At 66.1% G+C, this 21,161-nt stretch carries 17 protein-coding genes; 13 read left to right on the forward strand and 4 right to left on the reverse strand.

All coding sequences use genetic code 11. The features are described 5' to 3' along the window. Positions 1-115: 115 nt before the first annotated feature. Positions 116-2,200 carry an EAL domain-containing response regulator gene (locus tag VL129_RS09980; protein ID WP_325412626.1) on the forward strand — a complete coding sequence of 695 codons (2,085 nt, stop codon included), beginning with the start codon at positions 116-118 and terminating at the stop codon, positions 2,198-2,200. Between the two features lie 88 nt (positions 2,201-2,288). Next, the gene (locus VL129_RS09985; protein WP_325412628.1) at positions 2,289-3,362 is read left to right on the forward strand and encodes an NAD(P)-dependent alcohol dehydrogenase; all 1,074 of its coding nucleotides are present in this window, start codon (positions 2,289-2,291) and stop codon (positions 3,360-3,362) included. A 278-nt stretch (positions 3,363-3,640) separates the two neighbouring features. Here the strand turns inward: VL129_RS09985 and VL129_RS09990 are convergent, their stop codons facing one another. Next, complete coding sequence (locus VL129_RS09990; protein WP_325412630.1) at positions 3,641-4,609, reverse strand: polyprenyl synthetase family protein; 969 nt, start codon at positions 4,607-4,609, stop codon at positions 3,641-3,643. A gap of 242 nt (positions 4,610-4,851) precedes the next feature. On the opposite strand from VL129_RS09990, the gene rplU reads away from it, so the two are divergent. From rplU to VL129_RS10015, 5 genes are all read left to right on the forward strand, one after another. Further along, positions 4,852-5,163: a 50S ribosomal protein L21 gene (gene rplU, locus VL129_RS09995; protein WP_325412632.1), complete on the forward strand. Its 312-nt coding sequence runs from the start codon at positions 4,852-4,854 to the stop codon at positions 5,161-5,163. Between the two features lie 22 nt (positions 5,164-5,185). Further along, a complete protein-coding gene (gene rpmA / locus VL129_RS10000; RefSeq protein ID WP_027589020.1) occupies positions 5,186-5,443 on the forward strand; it encodes a 50S ribosomal protein L27 in 258 nt (85 codons plus the stop codon). A 156-nt stretch (positions 5,444-5,599) separates the two neighbouring features. Beyond that, entirely contained in the window at positions 5,600-6,820 is a 1,221-nt protein-coding gene (gene cgtA / locus VL129_RS10005) for an Obg family GTPase CgtA (RefSeq protein WP_325412635.1), read from the forward strand. A gap of 75 nt (positions 6,821-6,895) precedes the next feature. Further along, on the forward strand, positions 6,896-8,014 hold the full coding sequence (gene proB, locus VL129_RS10010; protein WP_325412637.1) for a glutamate 5-kinase: 1,119 nt from the start codon (positions 6,896-6,898) through the stop codon (positions 8,012-8,014). An 11-nt stretch (positions 8,015-8,025) separates the two neighbouring features. Further along, complete coding sequence (locus VL129_RS10015) at positions 8,026-8,469, forward strand: CreA family protein (RefSeq protein WP_325412639.1); 444 nt, start codon at positions 8,026-8,028, stop codon at positions 8,467-8,469. Between the two features lie 171 nt (positions 8,470-8,640). On the opposite strand, the gene rpsT is transcribed toward VL129_RS10015, so the two are convergent. Then, positions 8,641-8,907, reverse strand: a complete 267-nt coding sequence (gene rpsT / locus VL129_RS10020) for a 30S ribosomal protein S20 (RefSeq protein WP_027589024.1) — start codon at positions 8,905-8,907, stop codon at positions 8,641-8,643. 199 nt (positions 8,908-9,106) lie between these two features. Here rpsT and murJ point away from each other — a divergent pair, with 199 nt between their 5' ends. The 6 genes from murJ to ispH all read left to right on the forward strand — a co-directional run bounded on the left by murJ (position 9,107) and on the right by ispH (position 16,563). Further along, positions 9,107-10,648, forward strand: a complete 1,542-nt coding sequence (gene murJ / locus VL129_RS10025; protein WP_325412641.1) for a murein biosynthesis integral membrane protein MurJ — start codon at positions 9,107-9,109, stop codon at positions 10,646-10,648. Between the two features lie 75 nt (positions 10,649-10,723). Then, the gene (gene ribF / locus VL129_RS10030; protein WP_325412643.1) at positions 10,724-11,662 is read left to right on the forward strand and encodes a bifunctional riboflavin kinase/FAD synthetase; all 939 of its coding nucleotides are present in this window, start codon (positions 10,724-10,726) and stop codon (positions 11,660-11,662) included. A 15-nt stretch (positions 11,663-11,677) separates the two neighbouring features. Then, complete coding sequence (ileS, locus tag VL129_RS10035) at positions 11,678-14,509, forward strand: isoleucine--tRNA ligase (protein ID WP_325412645.1); 2,832 nt, start codon at positions 11,678-11,680, stop codon at positions 14,507-14,509. 24 nt (positions 14,510-14,533) lie between these two features. After that, on the forward strand, positions 14,534-15,031 hold the full coding sequence (gene lspA / locus VL129_RS10040) for a signal peptidase II (protein ID WP_325412647.1): 498 nt from the start codon (positions 14,534-14,536) through the stop codon (positions 15,029-15,031). Next, on the forward strand, positions 15,028-15,465 hold the full coding sequence (locus VL129_RS10045; protein WP_325412649.1) for an FKBP-type peptidyl-prolyl cis-trans isomerase: 438 nt from the start codon (positions 15,028-15,030) through the stop codon (positions 15,463-15,465). The genes lspA and VL129_RS10045 overlap by 4 nt, the downstream gene beginning before the upstream one ends. Positions 15,466-15,618: 153 nt before the next feature. After that, on the forward strand, positions 15,619-16,563 hold the full coding sequence (gene ispH, locus VL129_RS10050) for a 4-hydroxy-3-methylbut-2-enyl diphosphate reductase (protein ID WP_325412651.1): 945 nt from the start codon (positions 15,619-15,621) through the stop codon (positions 16,561-16,563). A 128-nt stretch (positions 16,564-16,691) separates the two neighbouring features. Here ispH and VL129_RS10055 read toward each other — a convergent pair whose 3' ends face one another. Next, positions 16,692-17,144 (reverse strand): type IV pilin protein, encoded by a 453-nt coding sequence (locus VL129_RS10055; RefSeq protein ID WP_325412653.1) that lies wholly within the window; start codon positions 17,142-17,144, stop codon positions 16,692-16,694. Then, complete coding sequence (locus tag VL129_RS10060; protein WP_325412655.1) at positions 17,144-21,148, reverse strand: PilC/PilY family type IV pilus protein; 4,005 nt, start codon at positions 21,146-21,148, stop codon at positions 17,144-17,146. Before VL129_RS10060 ends, VL129_RS10055 begins: the two co-directional genes overlap by 1 nt. Positions 21,149-21,161 lie beyond the last annotated feature (13 nt).

The following is a 21,161-nucleotide window of genomic DNA, read 5'->3' on the forward strand; positions in this document are numbered from 1 at the left end:
CCCAAGCGACCCACGTCACAGCTTCGGCCGGGCGTTTTGACGCGCCGCGCGCCGCGCCGCAAGATTCCGGGCACACCTTCCAGCGTTATTCGCCCGCTCGGGCTGCGTCCCCGCCATGACCATCGACAAGAAAACCGTTCGCCTGCTGCTGCTCGAAGACTCGCAAAATGAGGCCGAGCGCCTGGTCAGCCTGTTCCGTAACGCCGGTCGCGCGACCCGCGTGCAGCGCCTGACCTCGGCCGAGGATCTGCAAGGCGCCCTGCAACAGACCTGGGACCTGCTGATCTGCGCGCCCAGCAGCCAGCTGCTGCCGCCCGAGGAGGTGATCCTCGCCATTCGCCGCCAGGCCAAGGACCTGCCGATCATCCAGCTGGTGCCCGCCGGCATGCCGACCCGCGACATCAGCGACGCGATTGTCGAGGCCATGAGCCTGGGCGCCCAGGATGCCCTGCCGCAGGGCGAGGACGAGCGCCTGATGCGCATCGCCCAGCGCGAGCTGGCCAACCTGGAAGAGCGCCGCGCCCGCCGCGCCGCCGAAGTGGCGCTGCACGAGGCGGAGAAGCGCTGCCAGTTGCTGCTCGACAGCTCGGTGGACGCCATCGCCTACGTGCACGACGGCATGCACATCTACGCCAACCGCGCCTATCTGGAACTGTTCGGCTACGCCGATGCCGACGAACTGGAAGGCATGCCGATGATCGACCTGATCGGCACCGGCGATCAGGGCGCCTTCAAGGAATTCCTCAAGGGCTACCAGAGCGGCAACGGGCGCAGCGAGCTGAACTGCGGCGGGGTACGCGAGGATGGCGAAGGTTTCCGCGCCCGCATGCATTTTTCCCCGGCCACCTACGACGGCGAGCCCTGCATCCAGGTGGTGATCCGTCGCGATGCGGACAACACCGAGCTGGAGGAGCGGCTGCGCGAGGCGAGCACCCTCGACCCGCTCACCGGTCTGTACAACCGTCCGCATTTCCTGGAGCTGATGGACGCCGCTGCCGAGCGTGCGGTGAATGCCGGCCAGCCCTCCGCGCTCGCCTACCTGCAACTCAATCACTATGCCCAGCTGCTCGCCGAGCTTGGCGTCAGCGACATCGGCCTGCTGCTGACCGAGCTGGCTCGCTGGCTGCCCGGCCAACTGCCCGCCGAGGCGCGCCTGGCGCGCTTCAGCGATGACGTGTTCACCATCCTGCACCCCGGCCAGACCCCGGAGCAGTTGCAGGCGCCGCTGGAGACGCTGCTCAAGCGTCTGGAAGGCCAGTTGTTCGACATCCAGGGCCGCAGCGTGCAGGTCAGCCTGGCCATCGGCCTCGCCGGGCTCAGCGAGAAGACCGCCCGCGCCCAGGACGTCATCGACCGCGCCCACCGCTGCGCCGACAGCCTGGAGGGTCGCGCCGGCCTCAAGCGACACGATCCAACCGAGGAACTGGCTGCCGAAGCCAGTCGCGGCAACCTGGAAGCCATGGTGCGCCAGGCGCTGGAAACCAACGGTTTCCGACTGCTGTTCCAGCCGATCATCAGCCTGCGCGGCGACACCCAGGAACATTACGAAGCGCTGCTGCGGCTGGTCTCGCCCCAGGGCGCCGAGTTGTCGCCGACGGAATTTCTGGACGCCGCCCGCCAGGCCGGGCTGGCCGTGAAGATCGATCGCTGGGTGCTGCTCGCCGCCATCAAGCAGCTGGTCGAGCACCTGGGCCAGGGGCACAGCACCCGCCTGTTCATTCACCTGACGGACGCCAGCCTGCAGGACACCGGCCTGCTGCCCTGGCTGACCACGGTGCTCAAGGCCGCGCGCCTGCCCGCCGACAGCCTGGTGCTGCAGCTGCGCGAAACCGATGCCGTCAGTTACCTCAAGCAGGCCAAGGCGCTCGCCGAAGGGCTGCACGCGCTGCACTGCAAGGTTGCGCTGGTACAGTTCGGCTGCACGCTCAATCCGCTCAATACCCTGCGCCACCTGGATGCCGATTACGTCAGGCTGGACGCCTCCTTCACGCGGGAACTGGGCCAGCCGGAACAACTGGAAGGCATCAAGACGCTGCTGGCCAGCCTGCACGCTCAGAACCGGCTGAGCATCATGCCCGCCGTGGAGACCGCCAGCGCGCTGTCCAGCCTGTGGCAGGCCGGCGTGAACTACATCCAGGGCCACTACCTGCAGAGCCCGACCACCGCCATGAACTACGACTTCGCCGCCGGCGAGGAGTGACCACCCGGCGCGCGACAAGTCGCCACCGCGACCGGCGCCACGCCGAGGGCTAGAGTGTCCTGACACTCTTCCCACATAGGAGCGTGACATGGCCATGATGAAAGCCGCCGTGTTCGTCGAACCCGGCCGCATCGAACTGCAGGACAAGCCCATCCCCGAGGTGGGGCCCAATGACGCGCTGCTGCGCATCACCACCACCACCATCTGCGGCACCGATATTCACATCCTCAAGGGCGAATACCCGGTGGCGCGCGGCCTGACCATCGGCCACGAACCGGTCGGCATCATCGAGAAGCTGGGCAGTAACGTGAAGGGCTACCAGGAAGGCCAGCGGGTGATTGCCGGCGCAATCTGCCCGAGCTTCACCTCCTACGCCTGCCAGGACGGCGTGCCGAGCCAGGACGGCGGCTGCAGCTGCCATGGCTACAAGCCGATGGGCGGCTGGCGCTTCGGCAACAGCATCGACGGCGTGCAGGCCGAATTCGCGCTGGTGCCCGACGCCCAGGCCAACTTGGCACCGGTGCCGGACGGCCTCAGCGACGAGCAGGTGCTGATGTGCCCGGATATCATGTCCACCGGTTTCGCCGGCGCCGAGGCGGCGAACATTCGCATCGGCGACATCGTCGTGGTGTTCGCCCAGGGACCGATCGGCCTGTGCGCCACCGCCGGTGCACGCTTGCGTGGCGCCAGCACCATCATCGTGGTGGATGGCGTGGACCAGCGTCTGGAAGTCGCCCGCCGCATGGGCGCCGACGTGGCGCTGAACTTCCGCAACGTCGACGTGGTGGACGAGATCCTGAAACTCACCGGCGGGCGCGGCGTGGACGCCTCGATCGAGGCGCTGGGCACCCAGACCACCTTCGAGCAGGCCCTGCGGGTGCTCAAGCCGGGCGGCACCCTGTCCAGCCTGGGCGTCTACTCGCAGGACCTGAGCATTCCGCTGGGCGCCTTTCATGCCGGGCTGGGTGATCACAAGATCATCACGTCGCTGTGCCCGGGCGGCAAGGAACGCATGCGCCGCCTGCTCAACGTGGTGGCCTCCGGCCGGGCGGATTTCGGCGCGCTGGTCACCCACCATTACCGGCTGGACGACATCGTCGAGGCCTACGACCTGTTCTCCCACCAGCGCGACGGGGTGTTGAAGGTGGCGATCAAGCCCTGAACCCACGCGGCGGCGAAGGGTCGCGTAGGGCGGTCAGCGCTTTTCTGGCCGCCAACGGTGCACGGAACGGCGGCCAAGAAAGACGTTGTCCGCCCTACGGAGTTACCCTGCTGCCCGATCCCAAAAGCTCGCGGACAAGTCCGCTCCCACGCGTTCTGGCAGGGCACAGCCTTCGTGCACGTCCCTGTGTAGGAGCGGCTTTAGCCGCGATGCTTTCACCCGGCCCAAACAAAAAAACCGGAGCCTGGGCTCCGGTTTGTTCTCACGGCCGCGCGGTATCAGAAGGTACGCGCCACCGCGAAGCGGGTCAGCTCTTCCAGCGCCTGGCGATGCTCGGAATCGGGCAGCACATTCAGGCAGGCAATCGCCCGATCGGCGTATTCGCGGGCCAGGCGGGCCGTATAGTCGAGCGCGCCGGCGGCCTCCACAGCCTCACGGATGCGTTCGAGGTCCTCGATGCCGCCCTTCTGGATCGCCTGGCGCACCAGCGCCGCCTGCTCGGCGTTGCCTTCGCGCATGGTGTAGATCAGCGGCAGGGTCGGCTTGCCTTCGGCCAGGTCGTCGCCGACATTCTTGCCCAGGGTTTCGGCGTCGCCCTTGTAGTCCAGCAGGTCGTCGACCAGTTGGAAGGCGATGCCCAGGTTGTCGCCGAACTGGCGCAGCGCTTCAGCCACGTCCGCCGGGGTCTGGGTCAGCACCGCCGCGCTGTGGGTCGAGGCCTCGAAGAGCATCGCGGTCTTGCCGCGGATGACTTCCATGTAGGTTTCTTCGGTGGTGCTGGCGTCGCGCACCTTGGACAGCTGCAGCACTTCGCCTTCGGCGATCACCCGGGTGGCCTGGGAGATGATGCGCATCACCGGCATGGAGCCCAGCGTGACCATCATTTCGAACGAGCGCGCATACAGGAAGTCGCCGACCAGCACGCTGGGCGCGTTGCCCCACAGCGCATTGGCGGTGGAACGGCCACGGCGCATGCCGGACATGTCCACCACATCGTCATGCAGCAGGGTCGACGTATGCAGGAACTCGATGATCGCGGCCAGCAGGCGCAGATCGTCCTGGCGGTAGCCCAGGGCGCGTCCGGCAAGCAGGACCAGCAGCGGACGCAGGCGCTTGCCGCCGGCGGAGATGATGTAGTCGCCGATCTTTTCCACCAGGGGAACGCGCGAGCTGAGCTGCTGGCGGATGATCTCGTCGACGGCGGCGAAATCGTCCGCTACCACGCGATGGAAAAGTTGCGGTTGCACGGCGTATCTCACACTTGCAGGATTGCGCGGCATGCTAGGGGCCGCCCCAGACACTGTCAAGGCGAGGCCCCACGCCGCTTGCGCCGCCTGGGTGCCTTGCGTACAATCGCGCACCCTGAACTTTCCTGGGCAATTTCCCTGCCTTACGCAAATGCTCGGCGACCCTTCGAACCCGAGCAGCCATGCCAGCCAATACCTCCTCCTATAAAGCGCTGGGTGAGCAGGATCAACGGAGATACTCCATGTACGCTGTAATCGTTACCGGTGGCAAACAATACAAGGTCGCCGAAGGTGAATTCCTGAAGGTCGAGAAGCTGGAAGTCGCCACCGGCGAATCCATCAGCTTCGACCGCGTGCTGCTGGTTGGCAACGGCGACGACGTCAAGATCGGTGCTCCGGTTGTGGCCGGCGCCAAGGTCACTGCAGAAGTGATCGGCCAGGGCCGCCATGACAAGGTGACCATCATCAAGTTCCGTCGCCGCAAGCACCACATGAAGCGCCAAGGCCACCGTCAGTGGTTCACCGAAATCAAGATCACTGGCATTCAGGCCTGATCCCTTTAGGAGGATTTGACTCATGGCACACAAAAAAGCTGGCGGTTCTACCCGCAACGGCCGCGACTCAGAAAGCAAACGCCTTGGCGTGAAGCTGTTCGGCGGCCAGGCTGTCAAGGCCGGCAACATCATCGTGCGTCAGCGCGGCACCCAATACCACGCTGGCTACGGCGTGGGCATCGGCAAGGATCACACCCTGTTCGCGAAAGTGGACGGTGCGATCAAGTTCGAAGTGAAGGGCGCCTTCGGCCGTCGCTACGTGAGCGTCGTGACTGCCTAAGTCCGCGCTTGCTGAAAAAGCCCCGTCCGTGCGACGGGGCTTTTTTGTTTCTGTATCCTAGTGGCCGCCGGGAGTCTGTCGGACGTTCGACAGACCCTCAGGCCCTGGGCTGATTCACCCGATTCATACTGCCCGCCCACGGGCGGGAGGCGCTCCATGAAATTCGTCGATGAAGTATCGATCTCTGTAAAGGCCGGCGACGGCGGCAATGGCATGATGAGCTTCCGCCGCGAGAAGTTCATCGAAAAGGGTGGCCCCAACGGCGGTGACGGTGGCGACGGCGGCTCCGTGTACCTGGAAGCCGTGGAAAACTTCAACACCCTGGTGGACTACCGCTACACCCGCCGCTTCCAGGCCCAGAATGGCGAAAAGGGCGGCAGCACCGACTGTACCGGCGCCAAGGGCGAAGACCTGATCCTGCCGGTACCGATCGGCACCACGGTGATCGACGCCAACACCCAGGAAATCATTGGCGACCTGGTCAAGGCCGGGCAACGCCTGCTGGTCGCCCAGGGCGGCTGGCACGGGCTGGGCAACACCCGCTTCAAGTCGAGTACCAACCGCGCGCCGCGCCAGACCACTCCCGGCAAGCCCGGCGAGTCCCGCGACCTCAAGCTGGAGCTCAAGGTACTGGCCGACGTCGGCCTGCTCGGCCTGCCCAACGCCGGCAAGAGCACCTTCATCCGCGCCGTATCGGCCGCCAAGCCGAAGGTTGCCGACTACCCCTTCACCACCCTGATCCCCAACCTGGGCGTGGTCAGCGTGGCCCGCTACAAGAGCTTCGTGGTCGCCGACATTCCCGGCCTGATCGAAGGCGCGGCGGAAGGCGCCGGCCTGGGCATCCGTTTCCTCAAGCACCTGGCGCGCACTCGCCTGCTGCTGCACTTGGTGGATATCGCCCCGCTGGACGAGAGCGATCCGGCCGAAGCCGCCGAGACGATCCTCAACGAGCTGGGCAAGTTCAGCCCGGCGCTACTGGAGCGTGAACGCTGGCTGGTGCTGAACAAGGCCGACCAGATCCTCGACGAAGAGCGCGAGGAGCGCCTGAAGCACATCGTCGAGCACCTGGACTGGAAGGGCCCGGTCTACGTCATCTCCGCACTGGAGAGCGAAGGCACCGATGCGCTGAGCAAGGACATCATGCGTTACCTGGACGAACGCGATCTGCGCATCGCCGAGGATCCGGAGTACGCCCAGGCGCTGGAGGAGCTCAACCAGCGCATCGAGGACGAGGCCCGTGCCCGACTGCAGGCGCTGGACGACCGCCGCGCCCTGCGCCGCGCCGGCCTGAAGAGCATCGACGATCTGGACGATGACGATTTCGACGATTACAAGGACGACGAGGACGGTCCGGAAATCATCTACGTCAGGGACTGACGAGCAACCCACGGCGCCGCTTACCAAGCGGCGCCGTGCTGATCGACTCATGTTTTGCGAAGGCAGAAATACGACATGCGCGACAAGGTGACCGGCGCCAGGCGCTGGGTAGTGAAGATCGGCAGCGCCCTGCTGACCGCCGATGGCAAGGGCCTGGACCGGGCCGCAATGGATGTCTGGGTGAAGCAGATGGTCGCCCTGCGCCAGGCCGGCGCGGAACTGGTGCTGGTGTCCTCCGGCGCGGTGGCCGCCGGCATGAATCGCCTGGGCTGGTCCGAGCGCCCCAAGGCCATGCACGAACTGCAGGCCGCCGCAGCGGTGGGCCAGATGAGCCTGATCCGCGCCTGGGAAAGCAGCTTCGCCGAACACGGCCTGCAGACCGCGCAGATCCTGGTCACCCATGACGACCTGTCGGACCGCAAGCGCTACCTGAACGCGCGCACCACCCTGCGCACTCTGGTGGACCTGGGCGTGATTCCGGTGATCAACGAGAACGACACGGTGGTCACCGACGAGATCCGCTTCGGCGACAACGACACCCTGGCCGCGCTGGTCGCCAACCTGGTGGAGGCCGACCTGCTGGTGATTCTCACCGACCGCGACGGCATGTTCGACGCCGATCCGCGCAACAACCCCGACGCCAAGCTGATTTACGAAGCCCGCGCGGACGATCCGCAACTCGACACCATGGCCGGCGGCAGCGCCGGCGCCCTGGGCCGCGGCGGCATGCAGACCAAGCTGCGCGCAGCCCGCGTGGCGGCACGCTCCGGCGCCTACACGGTGATCATCGGCGGACGCATCGAAGGCGTGCTGGATCGCCTCAAGGCCGGCGAGCGCCTGGGCACCCTGCTCAGCCCCGAGCAGAGCCGTCATGCGGCACGCAAGCAATGGCTGGCCGGCCACCTGCAGATGCGCGGCAGCCTGACCCTGGATGCCGGCGCCGTGCGCGCACTGCGCGACGGGCACAAGAGCCTGCTGCCGGTCGGCGTCAAGGCCGCGTCCGGCAACTTCCGACGCGGCGAAATGGTGGTCTGCCTCGGACCGCAGGGCGAGGAAGTGGCCCGCGGGCTGGTGAACTACAGCGCGGCGGAAACCCAGAAGATCATCGGCCACCCGACCACCGACATCGAGGAACTGCTCGGCTACATCGACGGCCCCGAGCTGATCCACCGCGACAACCTGATCCTGGCCTGAGGACAAAATCCATGCGCACACTGGCTCTGGCTGCCCTGCTCTGCTCACCCGCCGTTCTGGCCGAAACCATCGGCGAGGTCTCCACGGTGTTCAAGTGGCTGGGGCCCAACGACAAGGTCGTGGTCGAGGCCTTCGATGACCCCAAGGTCGAAGGCGTGACCTGCTACCTGTCGCGCGCCAAGACCGGCGGCGTCAGCGGCGGCCTGGGCCTGGCGGAGGATCGCTCCGACGCCTCGCTCGAATGCCTGCAGACCGGCGCGATCCACTTCAAGGGCGAGCTGAAGGACGGCGAGGAAGTGTTCAAGGAACGCACCTCGCTGGTGTTCAAAAGCATGCAGGTGGTGCGCTTCCATGACCAGAAGCGCAACACGCTGGTGTACCTGGTCTACAGCGACCGGATCATCGAAGGCAGCCCGCAGAACTCGGTGACCGCGGTACCGATCCGGGCCTGGTAGCCGCCATCCGACCGTCTTTGTAGGGCCGGGTTTATCCCGGCCTGCGGAGCCGGCCCGGAGCCGCGTCGGCCGGGATAAACCCGGCCCCACAGATACAAGCCACCCCTTCGCGCAATAATCCCAGGCAACAAAAAACCGGCCCTTAGGCCGGTTTCTTGTGGAACGCTTCGCTTAGGCAACCAGGGCCTTGATGCGGGCGTTCAGGCGGCTCTTGTGACGAGCGGCCTTGTTCTTGTGGATGATGCCCTTGTCGGCCATACGGTCGATCACCGGCACTGCAGCCACGTAAGCGGTCTTGGCCTTGTCCAGGTCCTTGGCGTCGATAGCCTTGACCACGTTCTTGATGTAGGTACGAACCATGGAACGCAGGCTGGCATTGTGGCTGCGACGCTTCTCAGCCTGGCGGGCGCGTTTCTTGGCGGAAGGGCTGTTGGCCACCGTCGAACTCCTCGAAAACTGGGGATGCAGGTAAATAAGGCCGCGAATGATGCCGACGCGCCTTGGGCTTGTCAAGCGTGCGAACGCCGGTGCGCGATGCTCGGCCAGCCACGCCTGCTCCCCTGCGCAAGCGGTTTGCCGCTACACTCGCCGCCTGGTTTCCAGGCCCACCGGGCCGACTCTCTCGCATCGGTCGTCCATGAACCTACTCAAATCCCTGGCCGCGGTCAGCTCCATCACCCTGCTTTCCCGCGTGCTCGGCTTCGTGCGTGACACCATCATCGCCCGGGTGTTCGGCGCCGGCGTGGCCTCCGACGCCTTCTTCGTCGCCTTCAAGCTGCCCAACCTGCTGCGCCGCATCTTCGCCGAAGGTGCCTTCTCCCAGGCCTTCGTGCCGATCCTGGCCGAGTACAAGACCCAGCAGGGCGAGGAAGCCACGCGCACCTTCGTCGCCTACGTTTCCGGCATGCTGACGCTGGCCTTGGCCGTGGTCAGCCTGCTCGGCGTCCTGGCCGCCCCCTGGATTGTCTGGGCGACCGCTCCGGGTTTTGCCGACGAGGCCGACCGCTTCGCCCTGACCACCGACCTGTTGCGGGTCACCTTCCCCTATATCCTGCTGATCTCGCTGTCTTCGCTGGCCGGTGCGGTGCTCAACACCTGGAACCGCTTCGCCGTACCGGCGTTCGTGCCGACGCTGCTCAATGTGTGCATGATCGGCTTCGCGCTGTTCCTCACCCCCTATTTCGACCCGCCGATCATGGTGCTCGGCTGGGCGGTGCTGGCCGGCGGCCTGGCGCAGCTGCTCTATCAGCTGCCGCACCTGAAGAAGATCGGCATGCTGGTACTGCCGCGCCTGAACCTGCGCGACACCGGCGTGTGGCGCGTGATGAAGCTGATGGGCCCGGCGATCCTCGGCGTCTCGGCGGCGCAGCTGTCGCTGATCATCAACACCATCTTCGCCTCCTTCCTGGTGGCCGGCTCGGTGTCCTGGATGTACTACGCCGACCGCCTGATGGAACTGCCCACCGGCGTGCTCGGCGTGGCGCTGGGGACCATCCTGCTGCCGTCACTCTCCAAGTCGGTGGCCGGCGGCAACCGCGAGGACTACTCGCGCCTGCTCGACTGGGGCCTGCGCTTGTGCTTCCTGCTGGTGCTGCCCTGCGCGGTGGCGCTGGCGCTGCTGGCCGAGCCGCTGACCGTCTCGCTGTTCCAGTACGGCCAGTTCACCGCCCACGACGCCGAGATGACCCAGCGCGCACTGATCGCCTATTCGGTGGGGCTGCTCGGCCTGATCCTCATCAAGGTGCTGGCGCCGGGCTTCTACGCCCGCCAGAACGTGCGCACGCCGGTACGCATCGCGCTGTTCACCCTGGCCATGACCCAGGTGATGAACGTGCTGTTCGTCTTCGTCATCCCGCTGGCCCACGCCGGCCTGGCTCTGGCCATCGGCCTGGCCGCCTGCCTGAACGCCGCGCTGCTGTTCTGGAAACTGCGCGCCCACGAGCTGTATCAGCCGCAACCCGGCTGGGCCTCCTTCCTCTTCCGGCTGCTGCTTGGGCTGCTGGCGATGGTCGGCGCGCTGCTGGCGGTCATGCACTACCTGCCGGCCTGGTCCGACGGCGGCATGCCGATGCGCTTCGCCCGTCTGGGCGTGCTGATCGGCGCCGGGGTGATCGCCTACTTCGGCGTGCTGGCGCTGCTCGGCTTCCGGCCCCGCCAGTTCGCCCGGCGCGCGCTGTAGCCGCGCGCCGCTGCGCCCTACCCGCATACCGGCGCTGTGCGTATAATCGGCCACTTTTCAATCAAGACATCCGCTATGCAGCTGGTTCGAGGCCTCCACAATCTGCGCCCCCAGCATCGGGGCTGCGTGGTCACCATCGGCAACTTCGATGGCGTGCACCGCGGCCATCAGGCCATTCTCAAGCGTCTGCGCGAACGCGCGGCGGAGCTGTGCCTGCCCAGCTGCGTGGTGATCTTCGAGCCGCAGCCACGCGAGTTCTTCACCCCGGACAAGGCCCCGGCACGCCTGGCGCGCCTGCGCGACAAGCTGGAGCTGCTGGCCGCCGAGGGCGTGGACCGCGTGCTGTGCCTGGCCTTCAACCGCCGCCTGCGTGAGCTGTCCGCCCAGGACTTCGTCCAGCAGGTGCTGGTCGACGGCCTGGACGTGGCGCACCTGGAGATCGGCGACGACTTCCGCTTCGGCTGCGACCGCGCCGGCGATTTCGCCTTCCTGCAGCAGGCCGGCGAGCGCCACGGCTTCTCGGTGGAGGCCGCCAGCACCATCGAGCTGGACGGCGAACGGGTCAGCAGCACGCGGGTGCGCCAGGCCCTGGCCGCCGCCGACTTCGTCCTCGCCGAACGCCTGCTGGGCCGGCCGTATGCGATTGCCGGGCGGGTGATGCACGGCCAGAAGCTCGGCCGCCAGCTGGGCACACCGACCGCCAACGTGCAGCTCAAGCGCACCCGCGTGCCGCTGCAGGGCGTCTACCTGGTCAGCGTGCTGCTCGACGGCCAGCGCCGCCCGGGCGTGGCCAACATCGGCATGCGCCCCACCGTCCAGGGCGACGGCCGCGCCCATCTGGAAGTGCATCTGCTGGATTACGCCGGCGACCTGTATGGCAAACGCCTCAGCGTGGCGTTCCACCACAAGCTGCGCGACGAACAACGCTTCGCCTCGCTGGACGATCTGAAAACCGCTATCGACGCCGATATCGCTGCCGCCCGAGCCTACTGGCTGGGCCAACCGCTTCAATAACGAGCCTGAACGACGATGACCGACTACAAAGCGACCCTCAATCTGCCGGAAACGGCATTTCCGATGAAGGCCGGCCTGCCGCAGCGCGAGCCGGAGATGCTGCAGCGCTGGAACAGCATTGACCTGTACGGCAAGCTGCGCGCGATCGGAGAGGGCCGCCCGAAGTTCATCCTCCACGACGGCCCGCCCTACGCCAACGGCGTGATCCATATCGGCCATGCGCTGAACAAGATCCTCAAGGACATGATTGTCCGCTCCAAGACCCTGGCCGGTTTCGATGCCCCCTACGTGCCCGGCTGGGACTGCCACGGCCTGCCCATCGAGCACAAGGTGGAAACCACCCACGGCAAGAACCTGCCCGCGGACAAGGTGCGCGAGCTGTGCCGTACCTACGCGGCCGAGCAGATCGAACTGCAGAAGGCCGACTTCATCCGCCTGGGCGTGCTCGGCGACTGGGATAACCCCTACAAGACCATGGCGTTCGCCAACGAGGCCGGCGAGATCCGCGCCCTGGCGGAGCTGGTCAAGGGTGGCTTCGTGTTCAAGGGCCTCAAGCCGGTGAACTGGTGCTTCGACTGCGGCTCGGCGCTGGCCGAGGCGGAAGTCGAATACCAGGATAAGAAGTCCGACGCCATCGACGTGGCCTTCGCGGTGGAAGACGCCGACCAGCTCGCCGCCGCCTTCGGCCTGGCCAGCCTGGCCAAGCCGGCCAGCATCGTGATCTGGACCACCACCCCGTGGACCATCCCGGCCAACCAGGCACTGAACGTTCACCCCGATTTCATCTATGCCCTGGTCGACACCGGCGACAAGCTGCTGGTGCTGGCCGAAGAACTGGTCGAGTCCTGCCTGCAACGCTATGAGCTGGACGGCACCATCATCGCCCGCACCGAAGGCGCCAAGCTGGAGCTGATCCGCTTCCGCCATCCGTTCTACGAGCGCTTCGCCCCGGTGTACCTGGCCGATTACGTGGAAACCGGCGCCGGTACCGGCATCGTGCACTCCGCGCCAGCCTACGGCGAGGACGACTTCCGTTCCTGCAAGCACTACGGCATGTCGAATGACGACATCCTCAGCCCGGTGCAGAGCAACGGCGTGTACGTGGCCGATCTGCCATTCTTCGGCGGCCAGTTCATCTGGAAGGCCAACCCGGCGATCGTCGACAAGCTGCGTGAAGTCGGCGCGCTGCTCAAGCACACCGCGATCCAGCACAGCTACATGCACTGCTGGCGCCACAAGACCCCGCTGATCTACCGCGCCACCGCGCAGTGGTTCGTCGGCATGGACAAGGTGGTGGCCGACGGCAGCAGCCTGCGCGCCCGCGCGCTGGATGCCATCGAGCAGACCCAGTTCGTCCCGGCCTGGGGCCAGGCGCGCCTGCACGGCATGATCGCCGGCCGTCCGGACTGGTGCATCTCGCGCCAGCGCAACTGGGGCGTGCCGATCCCGTTCTTCCTGCACAAGGAAAGCGGCGAGCTGCACCCGCGCACCGTCGAGCTGATGGAACAGGTCGCCCAGCGCGTCGAGCAGCAGGGCATCGAGGCCTGGTTCAAGCTGGAGCCGGCCGAGCTGCTGGGCGCCGAGGCCGACCAGTACGAGAAGATCAACGACACCCTGGACGTGTGGTTCGACTCCGGCACCACCCACTGGCACGTGATGCGCGGCTCGCACCCCATGGGCCACGAGCAGGGTCCGCGCGCCGACCTGTATCTGGAAGGCTCCGACCAGCACCGCGGCTGGTTCCACTCCTCGCTGTTGACCGGCAGCGCCATCGACGGCCACGCGCCCTACAAGGGCCTGCTGACCCACGGCTTCACGGTGGACGAGAGCGGCCGCAAGATGTCCAAGTCGCTGGGCAACACCATTGCCCCGCAGAAGGTCAACGACAGCCTGGGCGCCGACATCCTGCGCCTGTGGGTCGCCGCCACCGACTACTCCGGCGAGATGGCGGTCTCCGAACAGATCCTCCAGCGCAGCGCCGACGCCTACCGGCGCATCCGTAACACCGCGCGCTTCATGCTGGCCAACCTGAACGGTTTCGACCCGGCCCGCGACCTGCTGCGACCCGAGCAGATGCTCGACCTGGACCGCTGGGCGCTGGACGCCGCCGCGCGCCTGCAGGCGGAGATCGTCGAGGCCTACACCGAGTACCGCTTCTGGAACGTCTATTCCAAGCTGCACAACTTCTGCGTGCAGGAGCTGGGCGGCTTCTATCTGGACATCATCAAGGATCGCCAGTACACCACCCGCGCCGACAGCGTGGCCCGGCGCTCGTGCCAGACCGCGCTGTTCCACATCACCGAGGCGCTGGTGCGCTGGATCGCGCCGATCCTGGCCTTCACCGCCGAGGAGATCTGGCAGTTCCTGCCCGGCGAGCGCAACGAATCGGTGATGCTCAACACCTGGTACGACCAGTTGGCCACCCTGCCGCAAGGCGTCGCGCTGGATCGCGCCTACTGGGAGCAGATCCAGGCCGTGAAGGGCGCGGTGAACAAGGAACTGGAAAACCTGCGTGCCGCCAAGGCCATCGGTGGCAGCCTGCAGGCCGAAGTCACCCTGTACGGCGAGCCGGCGCTGATCGAGCAGCTGACCAAGCTGGGCGACGAGCTGCGCTTCGCGCTGATCACCTCCACCGCCTCCCTGGCGCCGCTGGCCGATGCGCCGGCCGATGCCGTGGCGACCGAAGTGGCGGGCCTGAAACTGAAGATCGCCAAGTCCGAGCACGCCAAGTGCACCCGCTGCTGGCACCACCGCGAGGATGTCGGCCAGCACGCCGAGCATCCGGAGCTGTGCGGCCGCTGCGTGGACAACATCGAAGGTGCAGGCGAGGAGCGCCACTATGCGTAACCCGAAGCTGAACGGAGCGTCGCGATGAGCGCGCGCTTCGGCAAGCTGCCCTGGCTGTGGCTCACCGTGCTGGTGTTCGTGCTCGACCAGGCCAGCAAGTTCTACTTCGAGGGCGCCCTGAACCTGTACCAGCAGATCGTGGTCATTCCCGACCTGTTCAGCTGGACGCTGGCCTACAACACCGGCGCGGCCTTCAGCTTCCTGGCCGGCCAGTCCGGCTGGCAGCGCTGGCTGTTCGCGCTGATCGCGATTGTGGTCAGCGTGGTGCTGGTGGTCTGGCTCAAGCGCCTGAAGCCCAGCGAAACCTGGCTGGCCATCGCCCTGGCCCTGGTGCTCGGCGGCGCGCTGGGCAACCTGGTGGACCGCGTGCTGTTCGGCCACGTCATCGACTTCATCCTCGTGCACTGGCAGAACCGCTGGTACTTCCCGGCCTTCAACCTGGCGGACAGCGCCATCACGGTCGGCGCCATCATGCTGGTCATCGACATGTTCATATCCAAGCAGTCCGGAGAATCCCAATGACTGACATCCGCATCGGCCCGGACAAGGAAGTTACCCTGCACTTCGCCCTCAAGCTGGAAAACGGCGACGTGGTCGACAGCACCTTCGACAAGCAGCCCGCCACCTTCACGTTCGGCGACGGCAACCTGCTGCCCGGCTTCGAGCTGGCCCTGCAGGGCCTGAAGGCCGGCGACAAGCGCAGCCTGCGCATCGAGCCCGAGCACGGTTTTGGCCAGCCCAACCCGCAGAACCTGCAGGTCATGCCGCGCAGCCAGTTCGAGGGCATGGAACTGTCCGAAGGCCTGATGGTGATCTTCCAGGATGCCGCCAAGGGCGAGCTCCCGGGCGTGGTCAGCCGCTTCGATGCCCAGCAGGTGACCATCGACTTCAACCACCCGCTGGCCGGCAAGCCGCTGACCTTCGAGGTGGAGATCCTGGACGTCAAGGCTGTCTGACGGCACCGCCCCCCCGTGGGGCCGGGTTTATCCCGGCCGACGGGGGTGGTCCGACCCGATGGTGCGTAGCCGAAACACCGCCGGCCGGCGTAAAGCCGGCCCCACACATAGCGCCGAGTACACTTGCTCCCAGGCTCACGACGAGACACCGCCATGCACATCAAACTCGCCAATCCCCGTGGCTTCTGCGCCGGTGTCGACCGCGCCATCGAGATCGTCAACCGCGCCCTGGAAGTCTTCGGCCCGCCGATCTACGTGCGTCACGAAGTGGTGCACAACAAGTTCGTGGTCGAGGACCTGCGCGCCCGTGGCGCCATCTTCGTCGAGGAGCTCGACCAGGTACCGGACAACTACATCGTCATCTTCAGCGCCCACGGCGTCTCCAAGGCCGTGCGCGACGAAGCTGACCGGCGCGGCCTGAAAGTCTTCGACGCCACCTGCCCGCTGGTCACCAAGGTGCATATGGAAGTGGTGCGCTACAGCCGCGAAGGCCGCGAGTGCGTGCTGATCGGCCACGCCGGACACCCGGAAGTGGAAGGCACCATGGGCCAGTACGACAGCAGCAACGGCGGCAGCATCTACCTGGTGGAAAACGAGGAAGACGTGGCCCGCCTGCAGGTGCGCCAGCCGGAATCGCTGGCCTTCGTCACCCAGACCACCCTCTCCATGGACGACACCAGCAAGGTCATCGACGCCCTGCGCCAGCGCTTCCCCAACGTCGGCGGTCCGCGCAAGGACGACATCTGCTACGCCACCCAGAACCGCCAGGATGCAGTCAAGCAACTGGCCGTGGAATGCGACCTGGTGCTGGTGGTCGGCAGCCCGAACAGCTCCAACTCCAACCGCCTGCGCGAGCTGGCCGAACGCATCGGCACGCCGGCCTACCTGATCGACGGCGCCGAGGACCTCAAGCGAGAGTGGTTCGAAGGCATCAACAAGATCGGCATCACCGCCGGCGCCTCCGCCCCGGAAGTGCTGGTGCGCGGCGTGATCCAGCAGTTGCGCGAATGGGGCGCCACCGGCGCCGAGGAACTGGAAGGCCGGCCGGAGAACATTACCTTCTCCATGCCGAAGGAACTGCGGGTGAAGGCGCTGTAAGCCGCCCCTCCGCCCACACCTATTTTGTAGGAGCGGCTTCAGCCGCGATGCTTTGGCGCGGGCCGCAGCTGATCGCGGCTGAGGCCCCACGGGGAGGTCGGCGCCTTTCCCGGCCGCCAAGCGGCCGCTTACCAGCAGGCGTCGAGATTGCCGTTGCCGCTGCGCCCCCGCTCGCCCCGGCTGTTCAGGGTCAGGTTACCGCACGCGGCATCATTGACCTGCGCGCCACGCGGGGTTGCCGTGAGGATCACGCAACTGGCGATGCCCTGCCCGGCGCCGTTGCCGCAGGCCGCCGCGGCAATGCTGTAGCGTCCCTCGTCGGAAATCACCGGATCGGCGGCGTAGCCGAGCCCAGTGGGCGGCGCGGCGGAGGGATCGCCGTCCAGGTCTGCGATATAGCGCTGATTCTGCGAGTAGAAGCGCTCCTGGGCCTGCAGGATCTCCATCAGCTTGGCCTTGCCGTCCGCCCGCCCGGCCCGCAGGGTGTGTTCCTGGTAGCTCGGGTAGGCGATGGCCGCCAGGATGCCGATGATCGCCACGACGATCATCACTTCGATCAGGGTGAAGCCTTTCTGGTCCATCAGTTTTCTCTCCAGTAGGTCGGGGTCACCGGGTTGCCTTCGCAGTAGCGTTTGCCGGGGCCGGGGCCGCAGCGCGTTGGCGGGCATTCCGTAGCGGTGCATGTGCTGGGGCCAGTGTCATCACTGACATCCTCCCCATCTTCTCCCGGACCCGGATCATCCCCCAGGATCACCGAAGGGCTCGGCGGAATCCCGCTGCGATTCAGGTCGAAGCCGCGCACCACCACATCATCCTTGAGGAACACGCCGCTGGCGTCGCTGAGGTTGAGGGCGTAGTAGCGGCCCCGTCCGACATCCGGCCCGCAGGTGCTGACCGCCTGGCCGCGCGGACTGAAGGTGCTGAACAGCACCACGCCCTTGTAGGAGGTCGAGGCCGACAGCACCTTCTCGCCATGGGGCAGGCGCATGAACCAGCCCTGGCTCTGGCCGAGCAGGGTCTGGTTGGGCGTGTAGTTGTCGCCCGGCTGCAGCTGGGCGTAGAGGCCATTGATCTCGGTGCGCAGGCCCGGCAGGCGCTCGCTGGCGGTGGCGATCGCCTGGTCCAGCAGGAACTGATAGGCCTCAAGGATGGTGAGGTCGTCGCCATACTGCTCCCGCGCCGCCGCCAGTTGCTCATCGCTTAGCGCGGGTGAATCGACGTAGGGCTGTGCCTGCAGCGCTTCGATTTCAAGCAGCAAGGCGGCGGCCCGGGCCAAATGCGTCAGACGCTCGGCCTCATGCTCGGCCAACAGATCGACATCATTGGCCTGACTGTCGGCCAGGTTCTGCAAGTCCTGCAGCTTGCCCTGTTCGTCGCGCGCCAGCAGTTCGCTTTCCAGTTGGCCGGCGCCATCATCCCAGGCGCCAGCGTCAGCGATAGCGGACTCCAAGGCCTCCAGGGTTGCCTGATGATCCGTCGTAGCGGCCCGGGCGGCGGCGATCAGATCAGGCAGTGTGGTATTCAGGCGATCGCGCCCGGCGGCGGCATCTGCGTACCCCTGACGCAGGTCGCCTAGCTCCTGCTCCAGTCGATCCACATCCGCGTTGTCGGGGTCATTGCGAGCCGCCACCAGCTCCGTTTCCTTGGCCGTTACAGTGGCCTGATAGGCCTCCAGGGAGGCCTGCCACTGCAGCAGATTGCCGTAGATCGTGGTCAGCTGGCTGCGGTAGCCAATCAACTCGGTGTTGCCCGGATCCGCCGCTACCCAACCATCGAGCAATGCCTGCACATCGGCGATCTGGGCCTGGAATTCCTGCCGCTGCTTCGACTCCGGCGCATGCTGCTCGACAAAGGGATCCTGATCGAGGATCTGCTCCATCTGCTGCTGGCGATACAGCGCCTCGGCCTGTTCCTGCTGCCACTGCTGATACTTGCCGGTCAGGCCGCTGGAGGCCCGATAGTCCGTGAGGGCCAACTGGGCCGACACTACCGTCGCATTCAGCGCGTTGATCTGCGCTTCCTTGGCGGCCAGCTGCGTGCGGATCGCCTCAGCCGCCTCACCACTGACACTCACGCTGGAAACATCCGTCAGATCGGCCTCGGTCAGCGTCGTATAACTCGTCGGTGCCGAGTAGACGTTGTAGTCACGCAGCACGTAGAAGCGGTCTTCGGTGTCCTCGTTGAGCGGATGGGCGCGATAGCCCGAGCCGATGGCGATGGTGAAGTGCGGCTGGCTACCGCGCTCGCGGTGCAGGGCGATGTCCGGCGTGCTGTAGAAGCGGCGGTTGTCGGCCGCCGTGGCGCCGCCCAGGGCAGCGATCCGTCCGCCGGTGGCGGCGCTGCTGGTGCCGCTGTGGTCGAAATCGATGCGGAAGATCTGCCCACGGGTATCCGCGGCATACAGAACGTCGACCAGTCCGTTGCCATCCACGTCGACCAGCGCGGGCTCGGCCGGAATACTGTTGGTCATGCTGGTGATCTGCAGGTCGGCCGCCTGATCGCTGCCGGCCCGCCACAACAGCTTCCCTGTGTCGGCATCGACGATGAACAAGGCATTGCCGCGTGTGTCGTCCGACGGGGTATTCGGCTCGTCATTGTCCTGATTGGTGTCGTAACCACCGGACAGGATCAGCACCTTGGTCGGCGTGCCGTTGATCTTCAACTGGCCCAGCAGCGGCGCCGCCCAGCTTTGCCCGAGGGCGTCGAAGCCCGGTGTCACCCCGCCCTTGATCACCCACTTGAGCTTGGGCGCATCGAGGTTGGCGACATCCAGCGCGTAGTAGTTGCGCCCGCCCCGGCGCATGCCGGCATACAGGAACGCCTTGGACAGGCTGCGGGTCTGGTTGTCCGTATCCAGTTGGCCGTACTCGACCCACAGCTTGATCTGCCCGTCCATGCCATAGGTCTTGGATCCGCCCTTGGCATCCTTGTAGTAGGCACCCAGGTTGGGCAGCAACTCCTGGGGAATGAAGGCGAACTTCTCCACCCCGGTGCTGGCATCGACGGCATGAATGAAGCCTTCGTTGCTGCTGAAGAACAGGTACAGCTGCTCCAGGGACGAGCCCAGCTCCGGATCGTACGTGGGGTCATCGGGGGACTTTTCGGCATTGGTGACCCGCGCCAGGTTCTCGTCGGTGCGGTAGGCCACCAGTTTCGGTTCGTTGTGCAGGACGTCGGCCACCTGCTGGCGGCGGGCATTGGTCTGCGGATCGAGCCCCTGACCCCATTTGATGAAGTTGCCACGCTCGGTGTTATTGGCCGCGCCGAGCATGGCGTTGGTCAGGCTCTGGGTATCCGTCAGACCTGGCAGCGTGGCCGCGCCGGTTACGCCTGTATTGGCGGTCGGGGTCCGGTCGGTTCCGGTCCAGGTGTATACCGTGCGCGCAGCCGGCAGGTTTTCGGCCACGCCGCCCTTGGCCACATCCTTGCCGTCGGCGGTCGATGACCAGAAGCTGCGGGCGGTGTCGCGGAAGAAGCCGGACTGCGGATCCACGGCCGCATTGCCGTCGCGATCGACGATCAGGCTGTCGCCGTTGCCATCGCGAGTCAGCTTGTAGCGCTTGACGTTGCCCACCCAGCGGTCGCCTTCGGCGGGCCGGAACAGCGCGTAATAGAGGTCGTTGCGGTAGCCGAGGTTGTTGTAGGCGCTCACCGCCACGCTGGGCGCGGCGAAGCTGGTGTTCTCGGCGAGGATCTCGACGATGATCGACTTCATCGCCTCGGTGAGACCGGAAACGTTGCTGGTGGTGAAGTACTTGCCACCGCCGGCCTCGGCAGTGTTCTTCAGCAGTTGCTGATTGGTGGCGAAGCCGATGGTGTAGGTGTTGATGGTCTGCTTGCCTGCCGGGCCACTGGCCATGTCCTGGTTGGCCATGTACTCGGCCAGGTGCGGCAGACACTGGCCGTTGCGACTATCGGAGTCGTTTTCCTTGCTTCCGGTCCAGCCCTGGCAGCTGGCCTGCTTCCAGATCGCGTTGTCCGCCGCCAGCGGACGGATCAGGCTGTTCGCCTTCAGGTCGTAGGTCGGCTCGCCATCGGTGAGAAAAATGATGTTGGTGCGCTGGCAGGAATGCTCGATGGGGCTGATGTAACTGCCGCCCGACTTCGACTCGGACACGCTCCAGCCACCATAGACCGGACTCTGTCCCGTCAGGTAGCGGTAGGCCTCGTAGAGGGTTTCGGACAGCGGCGTCCAGTCGCTGGTGTCGACCTTGTCGATGGCGGACTTTAGCGTTGTGGCATTGTTGGACGTCAGACGCTGGACCGGGTAGAGAACCCGGCCACCATCCGTGCTGTTGAAGCGCATCAGACCGACATTGACGTCGCCGGACACCTTCAGGTCGTCAACCAGTTCCTTGGTCACCTCGCGCACCACCTGGTTGCGAGATTTTCTGGTGCCGGAAACCGTGGTTCGCATCGACCCCGACGAGTCGAGAATGAACAGGATATTCGGCCTCACCCGCTGATCGGCCGGCAGGTCGCGGGTCACGTAGATTTCGATGTCGTCGGCCAGCGCCGTGTGCGTCGCGGACAGGCTGTAGGCGAAGGCGCCCGCGGCCAGGGCCAGTTGTCTGAGCGTGATCATCCCGGGCTCCTGC

Origin of the sequence: Pseudomonas sp., from assembly GCF_035497915.1 — a bacterium.
In the GTDB taxonomy this organism is placed as follows: Bacteria; Pseudomonadota; Gammaproteobacteria; order Pseudomonadales; family Pseudomonadaceae; genus Serpens.